Consider the following 15,653-nt stretch of genomic DNA (forward strand, 5'->3'; position numbering starts at 1 on the left):
GAGGTGCTTTGTGAATAAAAAACTACAGCAAAGATTCTCTGAGCTAGAAGCTCAGTTAGATGAAATTGAAAAAACCAAGAAATCTGTTAATGGAGTATACGGGGACACTGAAACTATTGATTATGATCTTTTTACCGGATGGAAAGTAAAGGTCAAGAACTTATTGGCCACCGCCTGTGGCGAGAATTCACAGCATTTTGTTGCTTTCGAGAGAGGCGAGAAACGTGGCACTATGGAGTCAAATTACTCCATTAAGAAACGACTTGGCGCTATATTCTTGGCTGCCAAAGAAGATTTTGATGGTGGGTATTTAGCTTCTCTCAAATATTTAGTTCAAGCGGAGGTTTTCGATAGTGAATTAGAGCAAGCAAAAGAGCTGCTTTCTAGTGGTTATAAATTGGCTTCTGCTGTTATTTGTGGCGTTGTTCTAGAAACTGCTTTACGAGATCTATGTGACAGCAATGCAATTCCACACGGCAAGCTAGACACAATGAATGCGCAACTAGCAAAAGCCGGTGTCTATAACAGGCTTCAACAAAAACGCATAACGGCAATCGCCGATATACGGAACAGCGCTGCGCACGGTAGGCCAGAAGAGTTTATCGATCTAGATGTAGAAAATATGATCCGTGACGTAGAGAGTTTTTTGCTTAGCTATTTGGCATAACAAAGCATTGCAGCGGATAAGCCGCTGAATGTGGCGTTATCCATCTAAAAGGATTTATTGATGACTGAATCGTTCGCTACTACCTACGCAAAAGCAATAGATGATCTTGCTGGTAAAATTTTCATTCCTGCGCTGATTGCTTCGTTATTAGTTGAATTTGGTCCTGCATATCAAAGTTGGCGAAATGCAGGGTTAGTTGAGACCTATCTAGCTGTTGCTTTTGGTGGTTTTCTACTCGCTGGCGTCATATTTTTTACCATGACATATATAAGCATTTATCTTTTCAGCGGAGATGATGCTGCTCCAATTATCGCTGTATTTATAATGCCATTGGGTTTTGCCGGGCTATTTCCTGAACAGTTTGTAGATTTCCAAGTACCATTTAGTAGAGTAACCGGCGTAGCAATTTTGGCTTGGTCTTTTGTTTTGCTTAACAACAAATACTTCAGCAATGATTAATAACATGGTAGCCGGAGGTATCTAGCCCCAAGCCCCCACAACTCCTGCATGCGGCTCCACATAGGGCGTTTTATTTAGGATAGTGAAGTGTAATACCCGTTAACATTCTTAATGTCCCCCGTTGTCGAGTAGATACACTTTACCATCTGGAAGCTGCTGTATTTCGCCGATTTTGTAAATATTCTAATATGTTAGCATATGGATATTTCATGGAAGGATAAATAGTGTGAAGAAGATACTTGTTATTCTACTTATGTTCATGACCTTTGCCGTTAACGCCGAGGTTGTGAAGATGTCTAATAGTGGAATATGCCATAATTCTGGGAGTCAGTATTATTCTCGGGTTAAGAATTACACATCATATAAGGATTTGGATAGTTGTCTGGCTGACGGTGGGCGGCTACCGAAGAATTATAAAGGAATCGCTGTTACTACCAGCGTTAGTTCGGATCAGGAATATTCGCGGGATAAGTTTGGCAGTGGTTGGAGTGATACCGATCACGATGGACAAGACACACGTCAAGAAGTCTTGATCTCGCAAAATACAGGACAGATTTTGCTGAGCCCTTCAGGAAAAGTAAAACAAGGTCGGTGGATATCGATGTACTCTGGGCAAGTGATAATGTCTGCCTCAGAAATTGATATTGACCATGTAGTGCCACTTTCATGGGCTTGGAAACATGGTGCCAGCGAGTGGAGTAATACACGAAGAGAAAGTTTTGCCAATGATGAGAGAAATCTGCTGGCAGTAGAAGCGTCTCTTAATCGTCAGAAAGGCGATAAAGGACTTGATGAGTGGGTTCCTCCTGCGAATAAGTGCCAGTACATAGCTAGATTCGTTAGGGTGCTGAAACTCTACCAATTAAACCTTACCCCTTCTGAAAAGCCTGTTTATACCAGGTTAGTCGAACAGTGCCAAAAAGAGTGACTAACTCTTAAACTGAAACATTTGTGGTTAACAGCGTTCTAAAACGCTCACTACCTTACCGTGAATGTGGGTGGTTTCGCTGTTAACTGCGTAACGTTCCCCGTTGTCGAGTAGATACACTTTACCATCTGGAAGTAACTGCATCTCGCCGATTTTGTAAACATCATTAATCCGGTACAGGTATGTGCCTTCTGTGACTGTCTTTTCAGCGCAAGATACGAAAAGTAACTTGTTTGCTGATTGCAGCACTAACGCCTTGTGTTTGGGGTTTAAGCCAAAAGCTTGTACTGCTTCTAGGTTGAAGTGATAGTCCTGGCTGGGAACCAACTGACCGTTTTCAATATGGAAAACGCTTAGGCTTGTCTGCGGTTGGTGTTCCTCTGAACTCACTGGCGCAACTACGGATGGTGTGGATGGGGATACACTAGGGAACTCGTTTCCTTGACCAAAACACAAGTATTTAAGACTAACGCCAGTGATAAGATGAATTCTTACTAGCAGTTCATGTGGCACTGTATTTCTTGTCGTCCAAGTTGAAAATGTACCAGCCGTTATCCCCAACAACTCGCCAAGTTCAATTCGTGTTCTGACTTTAAACAAGTGGATTAATCGCTTGATTAATGTACGACCTCCATCCGCATTTATCGGCTGAGAAAGTGTCTGTCGATTTCGCTCTTTTTCATCAAATGAATATTTATCTGGCATCCCATCTAACTGGATTCCAAAACAAAGGTATTGCATTGGAACATTTGTAATCAAATGAATGCGTATTAATAATTCGAAAGGAGTGCTGTCTCTTGTCATCCATGTTGAGATTGTGCCGGGTGTTACCCCGATTAACTCACTAAGATCGCCTCTACCCCTCAAGTTAAACAAGTGAACAAGTCGAGATATAAGCGTCTTCCCACCATCACATCTAACTGGCGACTTTAATTCTATTGAATTATTTTTTGTTTTATCATTGCAATTAAAATTCATATGATCAACAATCCATTTGTTTGATAAACGAGCGCCACAATCCGCCAAGATGCAGAGCGCTAACAATCGAGGATATCACAATGTCAGAAACAATCCCTGATATTCAGCTGCAAGTGCCTACTCCATATGTGACATATGAAGAATTTGCACGGATCACAGGGCTACCTTACAACACCGTCAAACGCATGGTTTATGACGGCCGTTTGCCCGTTCGGGAGAAAAACAATCCCAAAGAAAAACCCATGATCAACCTTGTTGCGCTGCACAAGGAAGCGGGTTCCAAGCCAGTCGCTGATCCACTTTCAGCACATCAACACACCGCATAACACAGTTACAGCATCGCGCAATAGGGAGAAAGCCGCCATGTATGCAACTCAGATGAATATACAAAAAGGCGCAGGACAGCCGCATGTGCTGGGTGCTATGCGCCAGTTCGCTGATGCCGAAAACCTTAATGAAATAGCAGACCGGGCAGGGCTGCGGTCAGCGCAGGTTCTGCGTAACAAGCTGTTAGCAGAACAACCTCACCAGTTGACGATTCACGAGCTGGTAAAGGTGACGCTGGCAAGCGGCAACCGCTGTCTGGTGGATGGCATTCTGCTGGAGCTGCAATGTGCGCCGTCAGTGGGCATTAAGCAGCTGCAAGACACAGCGAACATGTCACTGACAGACCGGGCTCTAGAGATAACAGCTAATGCCGGACAACTGGGCAGTATCGCACTGGATGCCAAAACAAAGCGCGGTGTTACTAACCGCATGAGGCACGAGGCTGCGCGCAGGGTTGCGCTGGTCATGAGTTCCTTAGCCGTTTTTATGTCCGAAATTGAATCCCGCTGTCAGTCCATACCTGTGCTGTCAGTTGCCAGCGATGTATTTCAAGCAGGCATGCCAATGCCTGGCCTGTCGTAAGAGGCTCCAGATGAATACCGCATTTTTACTTGCCGCCCGTTTTGAAACGCCAGCCGTGGAGCTGCGCAAAATCTGCCTGGAGTTTTTTGGCATCAATGCCAAAACCGCAGAGCAACACGCTGCCGCGCAAAAGTTGCCAGTACCTACATTCAAACTGCGCGATTCGGGTAAGGCACCCACCATGGTCAAAATCGAAGACCTGGCCGCTTTTATCGATGCCCGTCACGCCGCCGCGAAACGTGACTGGGACGCCATACAGCACGCTAAGGGGAACATCAGATGAACAGTTGCCAAACGGTAAAGACGCGCGACGGCATGGTGCCGCTATCCAGTTTCAAAATGACAGGAGAGCAGGCAATTGCCGCTATGCGCAAACAACTGGGCAAATCCAGTTTGGCGGCCGCCTACGACAAGCTAACGGGTCAGCAGCGCGCCATCGTGCTGTTTGCTGCCCGCATCAAACCGTCAACAGCCATAGACACACCGCTGTTGCAGTTGCCTATGGCCCAGCGTGAGGCGGTACGTATGGCAATCATCAGTATCGCCAGTTTGGGCAATGCCATGGCAGGTGTCCCGAATGGGCGTGAGCAGATTATTACCGAACACCCTCAGCGTAAGCCAAAGCAGATCAAGCCAAGCACTCCGGCCAATACCAATCACACAATCGATATCAGTGAGTTAGCTGCCGAGTTAGCCGCAGATGTAGCACAGAGGAAACGGGCATGAAGTCAGGTATGGGAAATTATCGCGAATTAGTAAGAAAGGTGCCGACTGCGCCAACAGTCGGCCAACAAATGGGAGGTAACCATATGTCACTGCAGAGCATAACACCGGAACAGGCAATTGCAAGAGAAGCCAATGACGTGATCCGGTCACTGTATTTCACTACACCGGCCTCACGCGACAGCGTTGAAGCCGCACTGGATTCACTGCTCGCCGTTGCCAGCAGCATTGCGCCAACGGTAGCCAAGCACATCAATGTCAGGCTGATAGCCTTGCGCAACCGTATTCATGTTCCGTTGATCCAGCAGGGGGCGTAACTATGCAATTGGATATGAACAACATTCAACACCGCCGCCTGCGCAAACTGCTGGCTGAGCTGGTTGGGTTACATGCCAACTGTTTGCACACTCAGGGCGTTGAGTCAGCGCAGATTTACCAGAGCATGGCCGTAGGTATAAGCCGCGTTTGTGCTGCGGTATTAGTGGATTACGCGGCTGCTGACGCCTGCCTCGAAGTACATGAACACATGTACCAGCATGACCGTGCCTTTATTGCCAGTAAGCGGTCGAACACACAACACTGGGCAGGTGAGGCGCGGGCTAGTGACATGAGGGCCAGTGCATGAGCCAGCATTATGAAATATTAGAACGGCTGCATTTGCGGCCGTCATTCAACTCTGCCATCAGCCTTGCGGCCTGTTTCAGTGAGAAACAACCCGCGCGCAAAGTTAGCCAAGCGCAGCGCCGTAAGGCTGCTGCTCGTCGCCGCATTGAAGCCCATCAGGAGCGCATTGCTATCGCGCAATCACTTGGTTGCAGCCCTCGGGAACTAGGGGAAATAGCACTATGAGTACAATTATCAATATTGCGCTGACACCAAAACAGCGCCATGAGCTAGCAACAACAGCACAACGCCTGCGGGTAGATATTTCTAAACACCCTCTAGTTATTGAACTTTGCGACTCCCTGATCGATGCCAATAACATAATAGACATCATCGCAAAGCTAGCCAATGCAGGCGACTTGGAATCTATTAAAGCTGTAGCAAAACCGGCAGAAGAAAATCCGCTATCTGAGATTGTAACCACCCAAGACACATCAGTGTTGGAAAGTGTTTTGATTCCAAAGGTTAAACCAATCGAATACGAGTTTTTACGCATACAGTGTGTCACACAAAGTAATCGTTATTCAGAGATACGCGATAGAGCAGCTTTAAATGGGGAGCATAAGACTGTCGTTGATAACTGGCAGCGTTCTATCGATGAAGTAAACCGCCTGGAGCAGTTCTTTGCGCAGCTGATTGAAAAGTGCGGAGGATGGTATGAAAACCAATGAAGAATTTTCCCTACGTATTACCAACGGCCCAGCAAAAGGCCATTATTTTGACGATATGATTGACGAGGTAGGTGGCCTATGACCACCTACGCAGCAGAGCTACTGCACTATGTCATTTGTCATCTAAACATAGAAAGCCGCAATCTGGCAGAGCGAACTGCGCAGGCGGAAGCCTATCTGGATGCCAATATCGGGCAAGACTGGCGCAGTAGAACAGCTACCCCTGTCGCTGGCACATGTATCATTGCTGACACAGGCGAGGAAGATTGATGGACCTCGCTAAATTTGAGCGCCAGGCCGGGTTAGCTACCTCGGCCATTTTTATTAACTACAAACAGCGCGATGATCTGCGCTGGTGCTTGCAGCAATTGGAATGGCTACCGGAAGACATTGCCACCACGTTATTTGTTGATTACCTGAGCCGTTATAAACGCAACGAGCGCAGCGCCAATATATGGTTGCGTACTCGATGCGAAACCATGCACAAAATCCTCAAGCGGTTTCCTGTACCACTGTTTCATATGAGTACCGAAACTCGCCGAGCGGCATTGGCGCGGGAATGGGCCGACCGCTGCCAGTTGCTGCTGCACCAAATGACCGACTACGGACACAAGCAGGTAGATGCAAAAGCGCTGATCTCTGCCGTGCGTCAACCGGCTGACCAGTGGGGTATCTGCCCGGCATTGCCATCATTTGAAGACTATGAAGCGCGTAAAGCAGCGGGTGAGTTTGAACGCGATCCAAGTTTCTATAATGCCGTGCTAGGGGCTGTTTGCCGTCTGACAGACGATAAATGGTGGACTCGTCAGCTTGAGCGTATGTTTCGCCGATATCAGGAACATGCCGCCATTGTCGTTGGTAAAGTCCGTTCAGGAGTCTCGCCTTATGTTTCTAACAAGTCACTGCGCGACTACAAAGCGCGAAAACAGATAGCGCAGGCATGGTTGAACGGCAACTTTGTGATCAACCGTGATCATGACTTGGAGATGTTGTTAGCTGATGCTGTGGCTACCAGTGTTGCCAATCCTCAGAATCGCCGTAATGAACTCATGGTGCGGATGCGTGGTTTTGAAGAATACGCTAAGGATAATGACTACGTTGGCGAGTTCTACACCTGGACGGCACCGAGCCGATTCCACAGTTATGTCAAAAGTAAAAGGGAACGAGTCACGCCAACAAGCGTTATCAGGGCGCCAGCCCAAGAGTTACCCAGCGTTACCTATGCCACCAGTGGGCTAAATGTCGCGCTGCGCTGGCACGTAATGAGGTTAAATTTTTCGGTTTCCGTGTAGTAGAGCCGCATCATGATGGCACTCCACATTGGCACTTGCTTCTATTTGTGAAACCAGAGCAGTTGCGTTTGCTGCGTTCCATTATGCGCCGCTATGCCCTACAGCATGACAAAGCTGAGCTAGCACCACCGAAGGGCCATCGTGGTCGTAACTTTCAGGGATACCGCCCACGCTTCGACTTTAAAACCATTGACCCCGAGCGTGGCAGCGCCACGGGCTACATTGCCAAATATATCGCCAAGAATATCGACGGTGCATATGTTGCAGATGATTTTGAGGCTGAAAGCTCAGGTATTCATGGTGCCGAAGGTGTAGCCGCCTGGGCGAGTCTTTGGGGGCTGCGTCAGTTTCAACAAATTGGCGGTCCATCTGTCACAGCATGGCGTGAATTACGCCGAATCCGCGAACCCCTGAACAGTGAAGACATTCTCGAAACTATTCGTCGAACTGCCGATAACGCCGACTGGCAGCGCTTCATTGAAACCATGGGCGGCGCTTGCCTGCCACGTGCCCTGCGCCCAGTAAAGCTAATGAAAGCGATAGATGAAGCCGCAAACCAGTACGGGGAAGATATCACCCGCCTGCGCGGTGTCATGTCCGCCACGTTAGGGGCGATCACCAGAATTGAAGGCTGGGAGATTTCACGGCAGGGACTCGGGCAGACAGACGGCTCCGCTGTTGCTTTTGAAAGCGGCGACAGCCGCGCAGCTTGGAGTTCTGACAATAACTGTACGCGAGGATCAAAAACACCAGAAAAGGATCAACGATTGATCGCTGAACTTAAAAAACTGGGGGTTGAAGCGTGTGATCTTGCGCTACTGCGACAGGGGGCCGTTATCAATTCCGAGGGATCCTTAATTCGCCTGCGCCGCTCAGGTCAAACCGGGGCTGAAATGCTCATCGTCAGCCGCGCAACCGATGCCGCCGAAGAAAATAACGCCGATTTTCATGATCTAGACGCCATCACCGAGGCCGAGCAGCGCCAATACATCGCCACAGAACGCCAGCGCCTACGCCGCGAAGCGTGGAAGCTGATGGAAGAACACCAAGACGGCGACATAGAGGACTGGATCAACAACCAGAGCAGCATTGAGCTATCGCAGCTCGCCATCGAACAACTTACCGACGTGCTGGAACTGGAGCGCATCGAAACCGCAATGCACAACAAACGCCAGCGCCAGCAAACACAGCAACAATATTGGGAGGACGTTGAAGACTATGCCGACTTCTAGCTGCATTTATGACATGAACAAACAAGAAGACAGAGACCGATACGCCGCAGAGCAGCTTAAAAGCCGCCAGTGCTTTGAGCGCTTCCAGCGCTGTAGAAATATGCTCGACAGCAGCAGATCACGCCAGCAAATCATCGCCTGGTTAGACTGCCTGCAGCCAGCAGAACGGGAACGCTGCCGACAGGTACTTAACGACATTAAAAATGGCCGCAGAGCAAAAGCGGAGATGAATACATGATGCAAACATTGCTCAGAGGTATCGAACAGGAAGCGACGATCATGGATTTAATCAGCCTCACTGATATTACCAGCGAAGGCATTATAGGCGGCCTAGTAGATTACTACGTGCGCGGCCATAACTTGACCACAGCTGCCGCCTTGAACGGCCAAACTAAAGGCAACTTAGGTACCGCAAAAGCTACATTAGAAGCCAAAGCAATGATCGTGTACCGCATCAACGAACGAGAAAATGCACGAAAAGGTTATGGGTTCACTCAGAACAATTTGCAAATGGAGGTAAACCAGTGATCATCACCGCTACCACTCAAGTGAATATTAGTCAGCAAGAGATAGACCGCATTACCACCGCTAGGCTTAATCAGTTTTGGCTGCGGATGAATGTCACTGCAGATAGTTTGCGTATAGAAAACGGTAACCTAGTTGTAGATTACACCGTAGCTGGCGGGCATGAGATTAGCGAAGTATTGCGCAAAGCTACCGAGCTGGACAGCGCAATATTCACCGTAATGAAAGCACTAAACGCCCCATACCACACTTTTTAGACCGTGCAACCCTTCGACTGAAACGAACATCGTTTTCAATGAAAACGGTATTTATTAGCTCGTTTCAGCCGAACGATCATTAACTTGTTTTTACATGTTTAGATATCCACACGCAGCTTCTTTTGCGATTGAAATGCACATAGTTGCGCGATTAAAAATCTGTGGATAATAGGTTATGCCATTTGGCGAATGAACAAGTAAGGAGTTGTACTTATGTGTATATGCTTGAAGCTACAGCAGATCGGTTTGCTGGCTGAACTAATGGCGAATACGGCCGTTTCTGAGAGTGATAAAAATGCTGCTAATGCATTAATTGCAGAAATATCAGTTACGCCTTGCAAGGAGTTTTCATTGAAAACACCGACGAGCCCAAGCAGTGTCACGGCAACAGGTCAGTAATGGCCTTTAGGTGATACATAATTTTTTGTCGTTCTTGAGCAGACAGCGATAGTGGAGCTGTCTGCTCATAATCCAATAATTCAGCCAACGGCACGTTGAGCACATCAGCAATTGCCAGCAAAACAGATAAACGCATGTCATAACCGCCTTCGATTTTCCCCATTGTTCGTTCCCCAATTCCGATTTCTGTTGCAAGCTCTAACTGAGTCATTTTAAGCCGCTTTCTATGATGGCTAATCCGTTTCCCGATCAGAGCAAATCTGATTGCCATATTACGCACATTCCTGTGAAGGATGACTTTGAGCCGTAGAATTTTACCGAAATTAAAAGGAGTGCCAGCAGCTTTTTGCGGTTTGTGTCTGAGAAAAAGTATTAATATCAAAATGTAACGGATCGTAGTAATCAGACGGAGTTGTGAATATGCACATGCTGATAGATCAATTGGATATCGTAATTGGCGCCATGGAAAGTGCTACCACTGAGAGAGAGAAAGATATAGCCATCAGCCTTTTTGTGTTGATTGTGGAACATTATAAAACGGCTATTCGTCAACCATGATCATCAAATAGTTATTGAAGTAGAGTTATTGGGGTTATTCTGATTTGACGATATGGTCAATTGGGGTTATTATAACTCCACATTAAACAGGTGGGAGGTTTAGTGAAGAGTGCAGACCTGATTAAGCTTTTGGAATCCAATGGATGGCAGCTTGTCAGCGTAAGAGGAAGTCACCATAAATTTAGACATCCAGATTACGAAGATCCTGTGGTAGTTCCTCACCCAAAGAAAGATTTAGGTAAGGGATTGGTTCAAAAGCTAAAACGGCAGGCGGGGCTATAAGCCCCTCCTTATCCCTCACTGAACTGATAGAAGTAAGTAATGGAGCAAAGTTATGTTATATCCCATTGCAATTGAAATTGGCGATACCGACGTGGCATATGGTGTGGCATTTCCTGATTTGGCTGGCTGCTTCTCTGCGGGTGACACTTTAGAGGAGGCGTTATCCAATGCTAAAGAAGCCGCGGAGATGTATTTAGAAGACTTGGCTGAACGTGGAAAATTACCGCCTCAAGCAGGTGATTTGGCAACATGGCAGAAAGATCCTGAATATCAGGGCTGGGCGTGGGCAGTTGTGGACGTAGACATTGAGCCATACATGGGTAAGGCTGCGAAAATCAATGTCACGTTACCAACTTTAGTGACAAAACGCATTGATGATATCGTTAAGCAGATGCCCGAATATAAAAGCCGCAGCAACTTTTTGCAGATAGCAGCAATGCGCGAGTTAGCACGTAGTAAAGAGCATAGTGAGAGTGCAGCTTAAATTGAGGCGGAAGCGTCTTTGTTCCCATATAGCCGCTGTGCGCAGTGGCTCATAGGTAGTGTTACTTTGCCAGGGGTTTTTATGGCCGGTGGCACTACCATTCGTTGCACTTCTTCAATTGCAACAAACGACATACCACAAGGTTTTTCACCTTCGATATTGCTGCACACGTACAAACGTTCACGAGTACAGTCACTCATTTGTTTAGTTCGGCGCAAGTGAGCCCGGCCCCCACAGTTAGGACAGTACATACCATTTCCGTTACCTTTGCTCATGTTACTAAGTCCTCATTGTTACTGCGCACATCTGTAACGCATGATAATTGGTTAATTTATTTATATATTGTATCAAAAAACAACCATGTGAATAAGTCTTAAAAATCAATTTGAATTGTTTTTACTGTCATTTGATAAGTTGTTTCTTACCTCAAACTCCAACTGACTCGTATAACCTGAGTCTCTGACCTCATGCCGCACATTGACCAGTAGCCAGCCGAGCTGGTCAATCTCCTGCTTGAAGCCTGATACCGTCACTGGACATTCGGGAAACAGCGCCGGATCCCCTTTTGCCAGCGTTAACTGCAGACGCGCCACACCGCGCTGCAATTTGTCCCATTCTGCCCGGGCGGCACGTTTGGCGTTCTCTTTGCTGGCATAGATGTGGCGCAGGATTTTTACGTTGTCGTCATCACCAATCAGTACCTGTTTGTCATTCTTGGCTGATTGTCGCTTTGCGGTGAGGCTCTGGCGTTTTGCGCCCCTGGTGTCCTGCCAGTAGGCAATCACCCCAGAATAGCTTTCGCGGTCGGCCACGTTAAAGCTGTGACGGTCGCCGCTGCTGCGGGTAATGGTGCTGACCGGAAGCGCTTGCCCGCTGCCGCTTTGGGCCTGGCCGGCTTTGATAAACAGCAGGTTGTCAGCTTTGACAGTAGCTATGGCATCAAACTGCTGCGCCAGCCGGGTGAGAAAGCCGGCATCGGATTCGCTGGCCTGGTCAATGTGGTCGATCAGTTCGCTGGCAAGAGCCTGGGTCACCACCGCTTTGAGCGTATGACGGTTGGCGATGGTATCCACCAGGGTTTGCACGGTGACACCATGCCAGCTTTGCTCCTGCAATTTTTGTAGACTGCCACGCAGATTGGCGGCATTGCCGCGTAGGGTAAGCACATCCGGGGGACCGCTGTGGCTGATTTCATCAATGGTGTAGCGGCCTTTATCCACCAGTCCTTCCCCTGCCAGCCTAACAGTACCTGCATGCTGGCCCCTTTTCGGGGTAACTGCAGTTGGCCGTCACTGTCATCCAGTTGCAGCTCCAGGGTATCTGCCTCAAAGCCCCGTTTGTCTTCCAGAGTCAGGCTGATAAGCCGTGGCCGGAGTTTGCTGCTGATGTCCTTGCCGTCCACCACAATACGGTAATCCGGCTGCATTACAGGTTCCTCAAATCGCGCAGCAGGTTAATGCTGCTGGTCAGTTGTAGCAGACCGGGCAGGTCCTGCTCGTCCACCCGTTTTAACTCAATGGAAAACTCAATCTTGCGCGGTGCGCCATCATCAAAAAAGGCGCTACGGCTGCGACTGATTTTCTCAATGACGTAATGACCATAGACCTTGCCGGTGCCATCAATCAGCGGGTAGGGCGCGCCTTTGTCGGCCATCTTCACCAGTAGTCCCAGCGTGAGGTCATTGCCGGTAATTTCCGGTACCAGTACCCCGCTGAGGGTCAGGGTTTCATCGCCGGGTCCCAGGAACTGGCTGACTGGTCTCGCATTGACTCGGGCATTGCTGGGGTGGCGCCACAGCATGGTCTGCTCGGTGCTCTGAAACGGCACGGTTTTACGGCTAAACACAAAATACCCCAGGGTCATCATCATGGTGGTTACTCCAAATCCTGCAGGCAACTGCGAAGGCGTGCCTGCTGCTGTTGTTCACGGCGGTCCAGCTCTTGATGCAATAGCGTCAGGATGGCCTGGTTATCCATGCCGGGTTGCGTCTGAATGGTGATAGGCGCATTGATACCAGCATCGATGTAAACCGCTGCGGGTTGGCTCGGCCGAGGGTTGGCACCCCGCGCGTGGGTCAGGGTCAGTGGTGATGTTTCTTGCGCGCCGGGCGTGGGTTGGTCCGTCTCGTTGGCGGTTGCCAGCATCGGGGTGCTGGCAAGACCGAGCGATAGCGTGGTGGCCTTGAGGGTTTTACTGAGACTTGCCACCGATTGCAGCGGGGTGTCGCTCGAGCGCTCAAGCCCCAGCGATAAGCCCTGCATGGTGTAGTCACCAATGGCGGCAAATACCCGGCTCGGCGAGTGAATGCCCAGCAGGTTTTTCACCCAAGCCACCGAGCCGTTGATGATGTTGCCCAGTGAATCCTTGAGACCGGTAAACTTGCCCTGGATGCCGGCGATCAGCCCATCCATGATAAGGCCGCCCAAGGTGCTGAACTGCTGCGGCAAGCTGCCCAGAAAGGCTTTGATGTCGGCAAAGTGACTGGCAATAAATCCCATGGGTGACCAGCTAAACACCTGCTTGATAACATTCCAGCCAGCCACGAATCCGGGCTTGATGGCGTCCCAGAACTGCAGCAGGTATTGTTTAACACTGTCCCAGTGGGTGACTAGCAGGTAGCCGGCGGTCACCAGCCCCGCAATCCCCAGCACTATCCAGCCAAACGGCGTGGTGAGCAGCGCCAGCGACAGGCTCCGTATCCCCAGCAGCAAGCCCTTGAACAGTCCGGTGACCAGTCCCAGCCCACGGCCAAGGGCGGGCAGTGACTTGATGCCGAGCACACTGGTGCTGTAGCGCAGCATGGCAAAGGGACCGATCAAGCCGGCTATCATCACCGCCAGCCCGCCGCCGGCCGCGGCCAGGGTGGAGATAGCCAGTGCCCCTTTGAGCAGGCCGCTCGCCAGTGCCGGGTTGGCTTTTACCCAGCCGCCGATGGCACGCACCACGTCGGTAATGTCCCGGACAAGGCCTCGGAGGTTATCGCTATCGCCTTCAAACAGCTGGATACGCACATCATCCACGGCGGAATAAAGCGTATCTAAATCGCCTTTGATGTTATCGGTCATCACCTGCGACATCTGTTTGGCTACGCCGCGGCTTTCGGTGGCAAGCTGCCTGGCATACTTGGCAAAGCCCTGGCTGCCGGCCTGGCCTATCAGTTCATTCATGCCGCTGGCGGCTTCTTCACCAAACAGGGTCTTGTAGATGCTCAGGCGGTCAGCGGAGCCCATCTTTTCAGTGGCCTTGGCAACATCGGTCATCACCGTGATGATGTTGCGCATATTGCCCTTGGCGTCTTTGGTGTTGACGCCTAGTTCCTCAAACAGTGCCTTGGCCTGTTTGGTAGGACCGGCCAGACGGTTGAGCATGGCGCGCAGTGCGGTACCGGAGTTGGATGCCTGGATGCCGATGTTACCGAGCAGGCCCGCCGCGGCGGCCGCTTCGGAAAGCTTCATGCCCGCCGTTTGTGCAATCGGCCCCATGTACTTCATGGTTTCGGCCAGCATCTCCAAGTCCACGTTAGAGGTGGTCATGGTCAGTGCCAGCACATCGGCCACCTGGGTCATCTCACTGGCTGGCAGCTTGAATGCGGACAGGATGTTAGAGCTGATATCGGCGGTGCGGGCCAGGTCAATATCGCCCGCTTTGGACAAATCGAGCATGGACGGCATGGCCGCCCGAATGCTCTCAGGGGTAAAGCCGGCCATGGCGAGAAACGCCTGACCGCGGGACACATCAGTGGCAGTAAAACTGGTATCGGCCCCCAGTTGCCGGGCCTGCTGGCGTAGCGCTTTAAGCTGTGGGCTGTTGGCATCCAGGCGGGTGAGCGCCTGTACCTTGGACTGGGCGGTCTGGTATTCCACCCCGGGTGCCAGCAAGCGCGCCCCGGCATAAAGCCCGGCGCCACCGGTTGCCATGGCGGTAGCGCCTTTGCCAGCGAGGGTTGAGGCAACGGCTCGGCTGTTGGTCAGTTGCTGGCGCGCAGCATTGAGCTTTTTCTGCCTTGCAGAGAGTTGTTCTAAGCGGTCTTTTTGTTGCTGGAGCTGGTCATTGGCACGTGCCAGTGACGCGGAAAGTTCCCGCTGATAGCGGCTTAAGTGACGGGTATCAATGCCCGCTTCACGCAGGGCAGTGCGCTGCCGCTGCTGTGAAATTGCCAGCTGTTGCTGCTGGGTCTTGAGCCGTACCGCTTCGTGCTGCGCGGCCGCATAACTGCGGGTCAGGGATTTACTAGGTGCGGTGCTGGCCTTCATCTCCTGCGCCAGCCGGGCCATCTGGTCCCGCGCTTCTTTAAGCTGTACCGAGGTCATGCCTAGCTGCTTGGCGGTGTTGCGATAGCCTTGTACCTGCCGGGTCTGCTGCTCCAGCTGCTTCACCTTGGCGCGAGTCTCTTTGAAAGCTTCTTGGGTTTTTAAACCGGCGCCGCGCATCTTTTTCAGTGGGGCGGTGACCTTGTCAACGGCGGCTAAAATCACCTGGAGCTGTAATCTATTCATCGGCATTCTCGGCGCTATTCATTCGGTTCCAGCGGCTCACCGCCAGGGTGTGCCAGTGCTGCAGTTCATCCAGGGTAAAGGCCGCCATTTCGCTGGGCGGCCAGTGAAAGATGATGGCGATATCCGCCAT

General features: G+C 50.3%; 25 protein-coding genes and 1 pseudogene. 19 read left to right on the plus strand and 7 right to left on the minus strand.

Annotated features, from left to right (window positions below; translation table 11 throughout):
* The first annotated feature begins 10 nt into the window (after window positions 1–10).
* From KHX94_RS12065 to KHX94_RS12075, 3 genes are all read left to right on the plus strand, one after another.
* The gene (locus tag KHX94_RS12065; RefSeq protein ID WP_213680824.1) at window positions 11–667 is read left to right on the plus strand and encodes a DUF4145 domain-containing protein; all 657 of its coding nucleotides are present in this window, start codon (window positions 11–13) and stop codon (window positions 665–667) included.
* A gap of 60 nt (window positions 668–727) precedes the next feature.
* Window positions 728–1,126, plus strand: a complete 399-nt coding sequence (locus KHX94_RS12070; RefSeq protein WP_213680825.1) for a hypothetical protein — start codon at window positions 728–730, stop codon at window positions 1,124–1,126.
* 226 nt (window positions 1,127–1,352) lie between these two features.
* On the plus strand, window positions 1,353–2,054 hold the full coding sequence (locus tag KHX94_RS12075; protein WP_213680826.1) for an HNH endonuclease family protein: 702 nt from the start codon (window positions 1,353–1,355) through the stop codon (window positions 2,052–2,054).
* 27 nt (window positions 2,055–2,081) lie between these two features.
* Here KHX94_RS12075 and KHX94_RS12080 read toward each other — a convergent pair whose 3' ends face one another.
* On the minus strand, window positions 2,082–3,032 hold the full coding sequence (locus tag KHX94_RS12080; protein WP_213680827.1) for a helix-turn-helix domain-containing protein: 951 nt from the start codon (window positions 3,030–3,032) through the stop codon (window positions 2,082–2,084).
* 80 nt (window positions 3,033–3,112) lie between these two features.
* Between KHX94_RS12080 and KHX94_RS12085 the strand changes: the two genes are divergently transcribed.
* From KHX94_RS12085 to KHX94_RS12150, 14 genes and pseudogenes are all read left to right on the plus strand, one after another.
* Window positions 3,113–3,358, plus strand: coding sequence for a regulatory phage cox family protein (locus KHX94_RS12085; RefSeq protein WP_244859131.1), 246 nt, complete (start codon window positions 3,113–3,115; stop codon window positions 3,356–3,358).
* Between the two features lie 52 nt (window positions 3,359–3,410).
* Window positions 3,411–3,941: a phage regulatory CII family protein gene (locus tag KHX94_RS12090; RefSeq protein WP_244859132.1), complete on the plus strand. Its 531-nt coding sequence runs from the start codon at window positions 3,411–3,413 to the stop codon at window positions 3,939–3,941.
* A gap of 10 nt (window positions 3,942–3,951) precedes the next feature.
* The gene (locus KHX94_RS12095; RefSeq protein WP_213680829.1) at window positions 3,952–4,224 is read left to right on the plus strand and encodes a pyocin activator PrtN family protein; all 273 of its coding nucleotides are present in this window, start codon (window positions 3,952–3,954) and stop codon (window positions 4,222–4,224) included.
* Entirely contained in the window at window positions 4,221–4,667 is a 447-nt protein-coding gene (locus tag KHX94_RS12100; protein WP_213680830.1) for a hypothetical protein, read from the plus strand. The genes KHX94_RS12095 and KHX94_RS12100 overlap by 4 nt, the downstream gene beginning before the upstream one ends.
* An 83-nt stretch (window positions 4,668–4,750) precedes the next feature.
* Window positions 4,751–4,981 carry a hypothetical protein gene (locus KHX94_RS12105; protein ID WP_213680831.1) on the plus strand — a complete coding sequence of 77 codons (231 nt, stop codon included), beginning with the start codon at window positions 4,751–4,753 and terminating at the stop codon, window positions 4,979–4,981.
* Window positions 4,982–4,995: 14 nt separating this feature from the next.
* Entirely contained in the window at window positions 4,996–5,289 is a 294-nt protein-coding gene (locus tag KHX94_RS12110; protein WP_213680832.1) for a hypothetical protein, read from the plus strand.
* Window positions 5,286–5,513, plus strand: a complete 228-nt coding sequence (locus KHX94_RS12115) for a PA3496 family putative envelope integrity protein (RefSeq protein ID WP_213680833.1) — start codon at window positions 5,286–5,288, stop codon at window positions 5,511–5,513. The genes KHX94_RS12110 and KHX94_RS12115 overlap by 4 nt, the downstream gene beginning before the upstream one ends.
* Window positions 5,510–5,998, plus strand: coding sequence for a hypothetical protein (locus KHX94_RS12120; RefSeq protein WP_213680834.1), 489 nt, complete (start codon window positions 5,510–5,512; stop codon window positions 5,996–5,998). The genes KHX94_RS12115 and KHX94_RS12120 overlap by 4 nt, the downstream gene beginning before the upstream one ends.
* A gap of 78 nt (window positions 5,999–6,076) precedes the next feature.
* The gene (locus KHX94_RS12125) at window positions 6,077–6,268 is read left to right on the plus strand and encodes a hypothetical protein (protein WP_213680835.1); all 192 of its coding nucleotides are present in this window, start codon (window positions 6,077–6,079) and stop codon (window positions 6,266–6,268) included.
* 323 nt (window positions 6,269–6,591) lie between these two features.
* Entirely contained in the window at window positions 6,592–7,290 is a 699-nt protein-coding gene (locus tag KHX94_RS21165; RefSeq protein ID WP_280529658.1) for a replication endonuclease, read from the plus strand.
* A pseudogene (locus KHX94_RS20535) lies at window positions 7,227–8,522 on the plus strand (replication endonuclease); the annotation flags it as partial. The gene KHX94_RS21165 and the pseudogene KHX94_RS20535, both read left to right, overlap by 64 nt.
* 13 nt (window positions 8,523–8,535) lie before the next feature.
* On the plus strand, window positions 8,536–8,760 hold the full coding sequence (locus KHX94_RS12140; RefSeq protein WP_213680838.1) for a hypothetical protein: 225 nt from the start codon (window positions 8,536–8,538) through the stop codon (window positions 8,758–8,760).
* Complete coding sequence (locus KHX94_RS12145) at window positions 8,757–9,050, plus strand: hypothetical protein (RefSeq protein ID WP_213680839.1); 294 nt, start codon at window positions 8,757–8,759, stop codon at window positions 9,048–9,050. Before KHX94_RS12140 ends, KHX94_RS12145 begins: the two co-directional genes overlap by 4 nt.
* Window positions 9,047–9,304, plus strand: coding sequence for a hypothetical protein (locus KHX94_RS12150; RefSeq protein WP_213680840.1), 258 nt, complete (start codon window positions 9,047–9,049; stop codon window positions 9,302–9,304). Before KHX94_RS12145 ends, KHX94_RS12150 begins: the two co-directional genes overlap by 4 nt.
* Window positions 9,305–9,683: 379 nt before the next feature.
* Here the strand turns inward: KHX94_RS12150 and KHX94_RS12155 are convergent, their stop codons facing one another.
* Window positions 9,684–9,974 (minus strand): helix-turn-helix domain-containing protein, encoded by a 291-nt coding sequence (locus KHX94_RS12155; protein WP_213680841.1) that lies wholly within the window; start codon window positions 9,972–9,974, stop codon window positions 9,684–9,686.
* A 389-nt stretch (window positions 9,975–10,363) separates the two neighbouring features.
* On the opposite strand from KHX94_RS12155, the gene KHX94_RS12160 reads away from it, so the two are divergent.
* Window positions 10,364–10,543, plus strand: a complete 180-nt coding sequence (locus KHX94_RS12160) for a type II toxin-antitoxin system HicA family toxin (protein WP_213680842.1) — start codon at window positions 10,364–10,366, stop codon at window positions 10,541–10,543.
* Window positions 10,544–10,595: 52 nt separating this feature from the next.
* Complete coding sequence (locus tag KHX94_RS12165; RefSeq protein WP_213680843.1) at window positions 10,596–11,027, plus strand: type II toxin-antitoxin system HicB family antitoxin; 432 nt, start codon at window positions 10,596–10,598, stop codon at window positions 11,025–11,027.
* On the opposite strand, the gene KHX94_RS12170 is transcribed toward KHX94_RS12165, so the two are convergent.
* From KHX94_RS12170 to KHX94_RS12190, 5 genes are all read right to left on the minus strand, one after another.
* Window positions 11,024–11,302: an Ogr/Delta-like zinc finger protein gene (locus KHX94_RS12170; RefSeq protein ID WP_213680844.1), complete on the minus strand. Its 279-nt coding sequence runs from the start codon at window positions 11,300–11,302 to the stop codon at window positions 11,024–11,026. The genes KHX94_RS12165 and KHX94_RS12170 overlap by 4 nt on opposite strands.
* Window positions 11,303–11,407: 105 nt before the next feature.
* The gene (locus tag KHX94_RS12175) at window positions 11,408–12,247 is read right to left on the minus strand and encodes a contractile injection system protein, VgrG/Pvc8 family (RefSeq protein ID WP_244859134.1); all 840 of its coding nucleotides are present in this window, start codon (window positions 12,245–12,247) and stop codon (window positions 11,408–11,410) included.
* A gap of 205 nt (window positions 12,248–12,452) precedes the next feature.
* Window positions 12,453–12,896 carry a phage tail protein gene (locus tag KHX94_RS12180; RefSeq protein WP_213680845.1) on the minus strand — a complete coding sequence of 148 codons (444 nt, stop codon included), beginning with the start codon at window positions 12,894–12,896 and terminating at the stop codon, window positions 12,453–12,455.
* Window positions 12,897–12,901: 5 nt separating this feature from the next.
* The gene (locus tag KHX94_RS12185; RefSeq protein ID WP_213680846.1) at window positions 12,902–15,523 is read right to left on the minus strand and encodes a phage tail tape measure protein; all 2,622 of its coding nucleotides are present in this window, start codon (window positions 15,521–15,523) and stop codon (window positions 12,902–12,904) included.
* Entirely contained in the window at window positions 15,516–15,653 is a 138-nt protein-coding gene (locus KHX94_RS12190; RefSeq protein WP_213680847.1) for a GpE family phage tail protein, read from the minus strand. The genes KHX94_RS12185 and KHX94_RS12190 overlap by 8 nt, the downstream gene beginning before the upstream one ends.

The organism is Shewanella dokdonensis (assembly GCF_018394335.1).
Taxonomy (GTDB): domain Bacteria; phylum Pseudomonadota; class Gammaproteobacteria; order Enterobacterales; family Shewanellaceae; genus Shewanella; species Shewanella dokdonensis.

Excerpts from the sequence above, each read along its gene's own strand:
- KHX94_RS12095 (WP_213680829.1), top strand. The coding sequence starts at position 3,952 with ATGAATACCGCATTTTTACTTGCCGCCCGTTTTGAAACGCCAGCCGTG.
- KHX94_RS12070 (WP_213680825.1), top strand. The coding sequence starts at position 728 with ATGACTGAATCGTTCGCTACTACCTACGCAAAAGCAATAGATGATCTT.
- KHX94_RS12140 (WP_213680838.1), top strand. The coding sequence starts at position 8,536 with ATGAACAAACAAGAAGACAGAGACCGATACGCCGCAGAGCAGCTTAAA.
- KHX94_RS12180 (WP_213680845.1), bottom strand. The coding sequence starts at position 12,896 with ATGATGATGACCCTGGGGTATTTTGTGTTTAGCCGTAAAACCGTGCCG.
- KHX94_RS12100 (WP_213680830.1), top strand. The coding sequence starts at position 4,221 with ATGAACAGTTGCCAAACGGTAAAGACGCGCGACGGCATGGTGCCGCTA.
- KHX94_RS12155 (WP_213680841.1), bottom strand. The coding sequence starts at position 9,974 with ATGGCAATCAGATTTGCTCTGATCGGGAAACGGATTAGCCATCATAGA.
- KHX94_RS12115 (WP_213680833.1), top strand. The coding sequence starts at position 5,286 with ATGAGCCAGCATTATGAAATATTAGAACGGCTGCATTTGCGGCCGTCA.
- KHX94_RS12120 (WP_213680834.1), top strand. The coding sequence starts at position 5,510 with ATGAGTACAATTATCAATATTGCGCTGACACCAAAACAGCGCCATGAG.
- KHX94_RS12145 (WP_213680839.1), top strand. The coding sequence starts at position 8,757 with ATGATGCAAACATTGCTCAGAGGTATCGAACAGGAAGCGACGATCATG.
- KHX94_RS12090 (WP_244859132.1), top strand. The coding sequence starts at position 3,411 with ATGAATATACAAAAAGGCGCAGGACAGCCGCATGTGCTGGGTGCTATG.
- KHX94_RS12110 (WP_213680832.1), top strand. The coding sequence starts at position 4,996 with ATGAACAACATTCAACACCGCCGCCTGCGCAAACTGCTGGCTGAGCTG.
- KHX94_RS12170 (WP_213680844.1), bottom strand. The coding sequence starts at position 11,302 with ATGAGCAAAGGTAACGGAAATGGTATGTACTGTCCTAACTGTGGGGGC.
- KHX94_RS12105 (WP_213680831.1), top strand. The coding sequence starts at position 4,751 with ATGTCACTGCAGAGCATAACACCGGAACAGGCAATTGCAAGAGAAGCC.
- KHX94_RS12125 (WP_213680835.1), top strand. The coding sequence starts at position 6,077 with ATGACCACCTACGCAGCAGAGCTACTGCACTATGTCATTTGTCATCTA.
- KHX94_RS21165 (WP_280529658.1), top strand. The coding sequence starts at position 6,592 with ATGACCGACTACGGACACAAGCAGGTAGATGCAAAAGCGCTGATCTCT.
- KHX94_RS12085 (WP_244859131.1), top strand. The coding sequence starts at position 3,113 with ATGTCAGAAACAATCCCTGATATTCAGCTGCAAGTGCCTACTCCATAT.
- KHX94_RS12185 (WP_213680846.1), bottom strand. The coding sequence starts at position 15,523 with ATGAATAGATTACAGCTCCAGGTGATTTTAGCCGCCGTTGACAAGGTC.
- KHX94_RS12080 (WP_213680827.1), bottom strand. The coding sequence starts at position 3,032 with ATGAATTTTAATTGCAATGATAAAACAAAAAATAATTCAATAGAATTA.
- KHX94_RS12165 (WP_213680843.1), top strand. The coding sequence starts at position 10,596 with ATGTTATATCCCATTGCAATTGAAATTGGCGATACCGACGTGGCATAT.
- KHX94_RS12190 (WP_213680847.1), bottom strand. The coding sequence starts at position 15,653 with ATGGCGGATATCGCCATCATCTTTCACTGGCCGCCCAGCGAAATGGCG.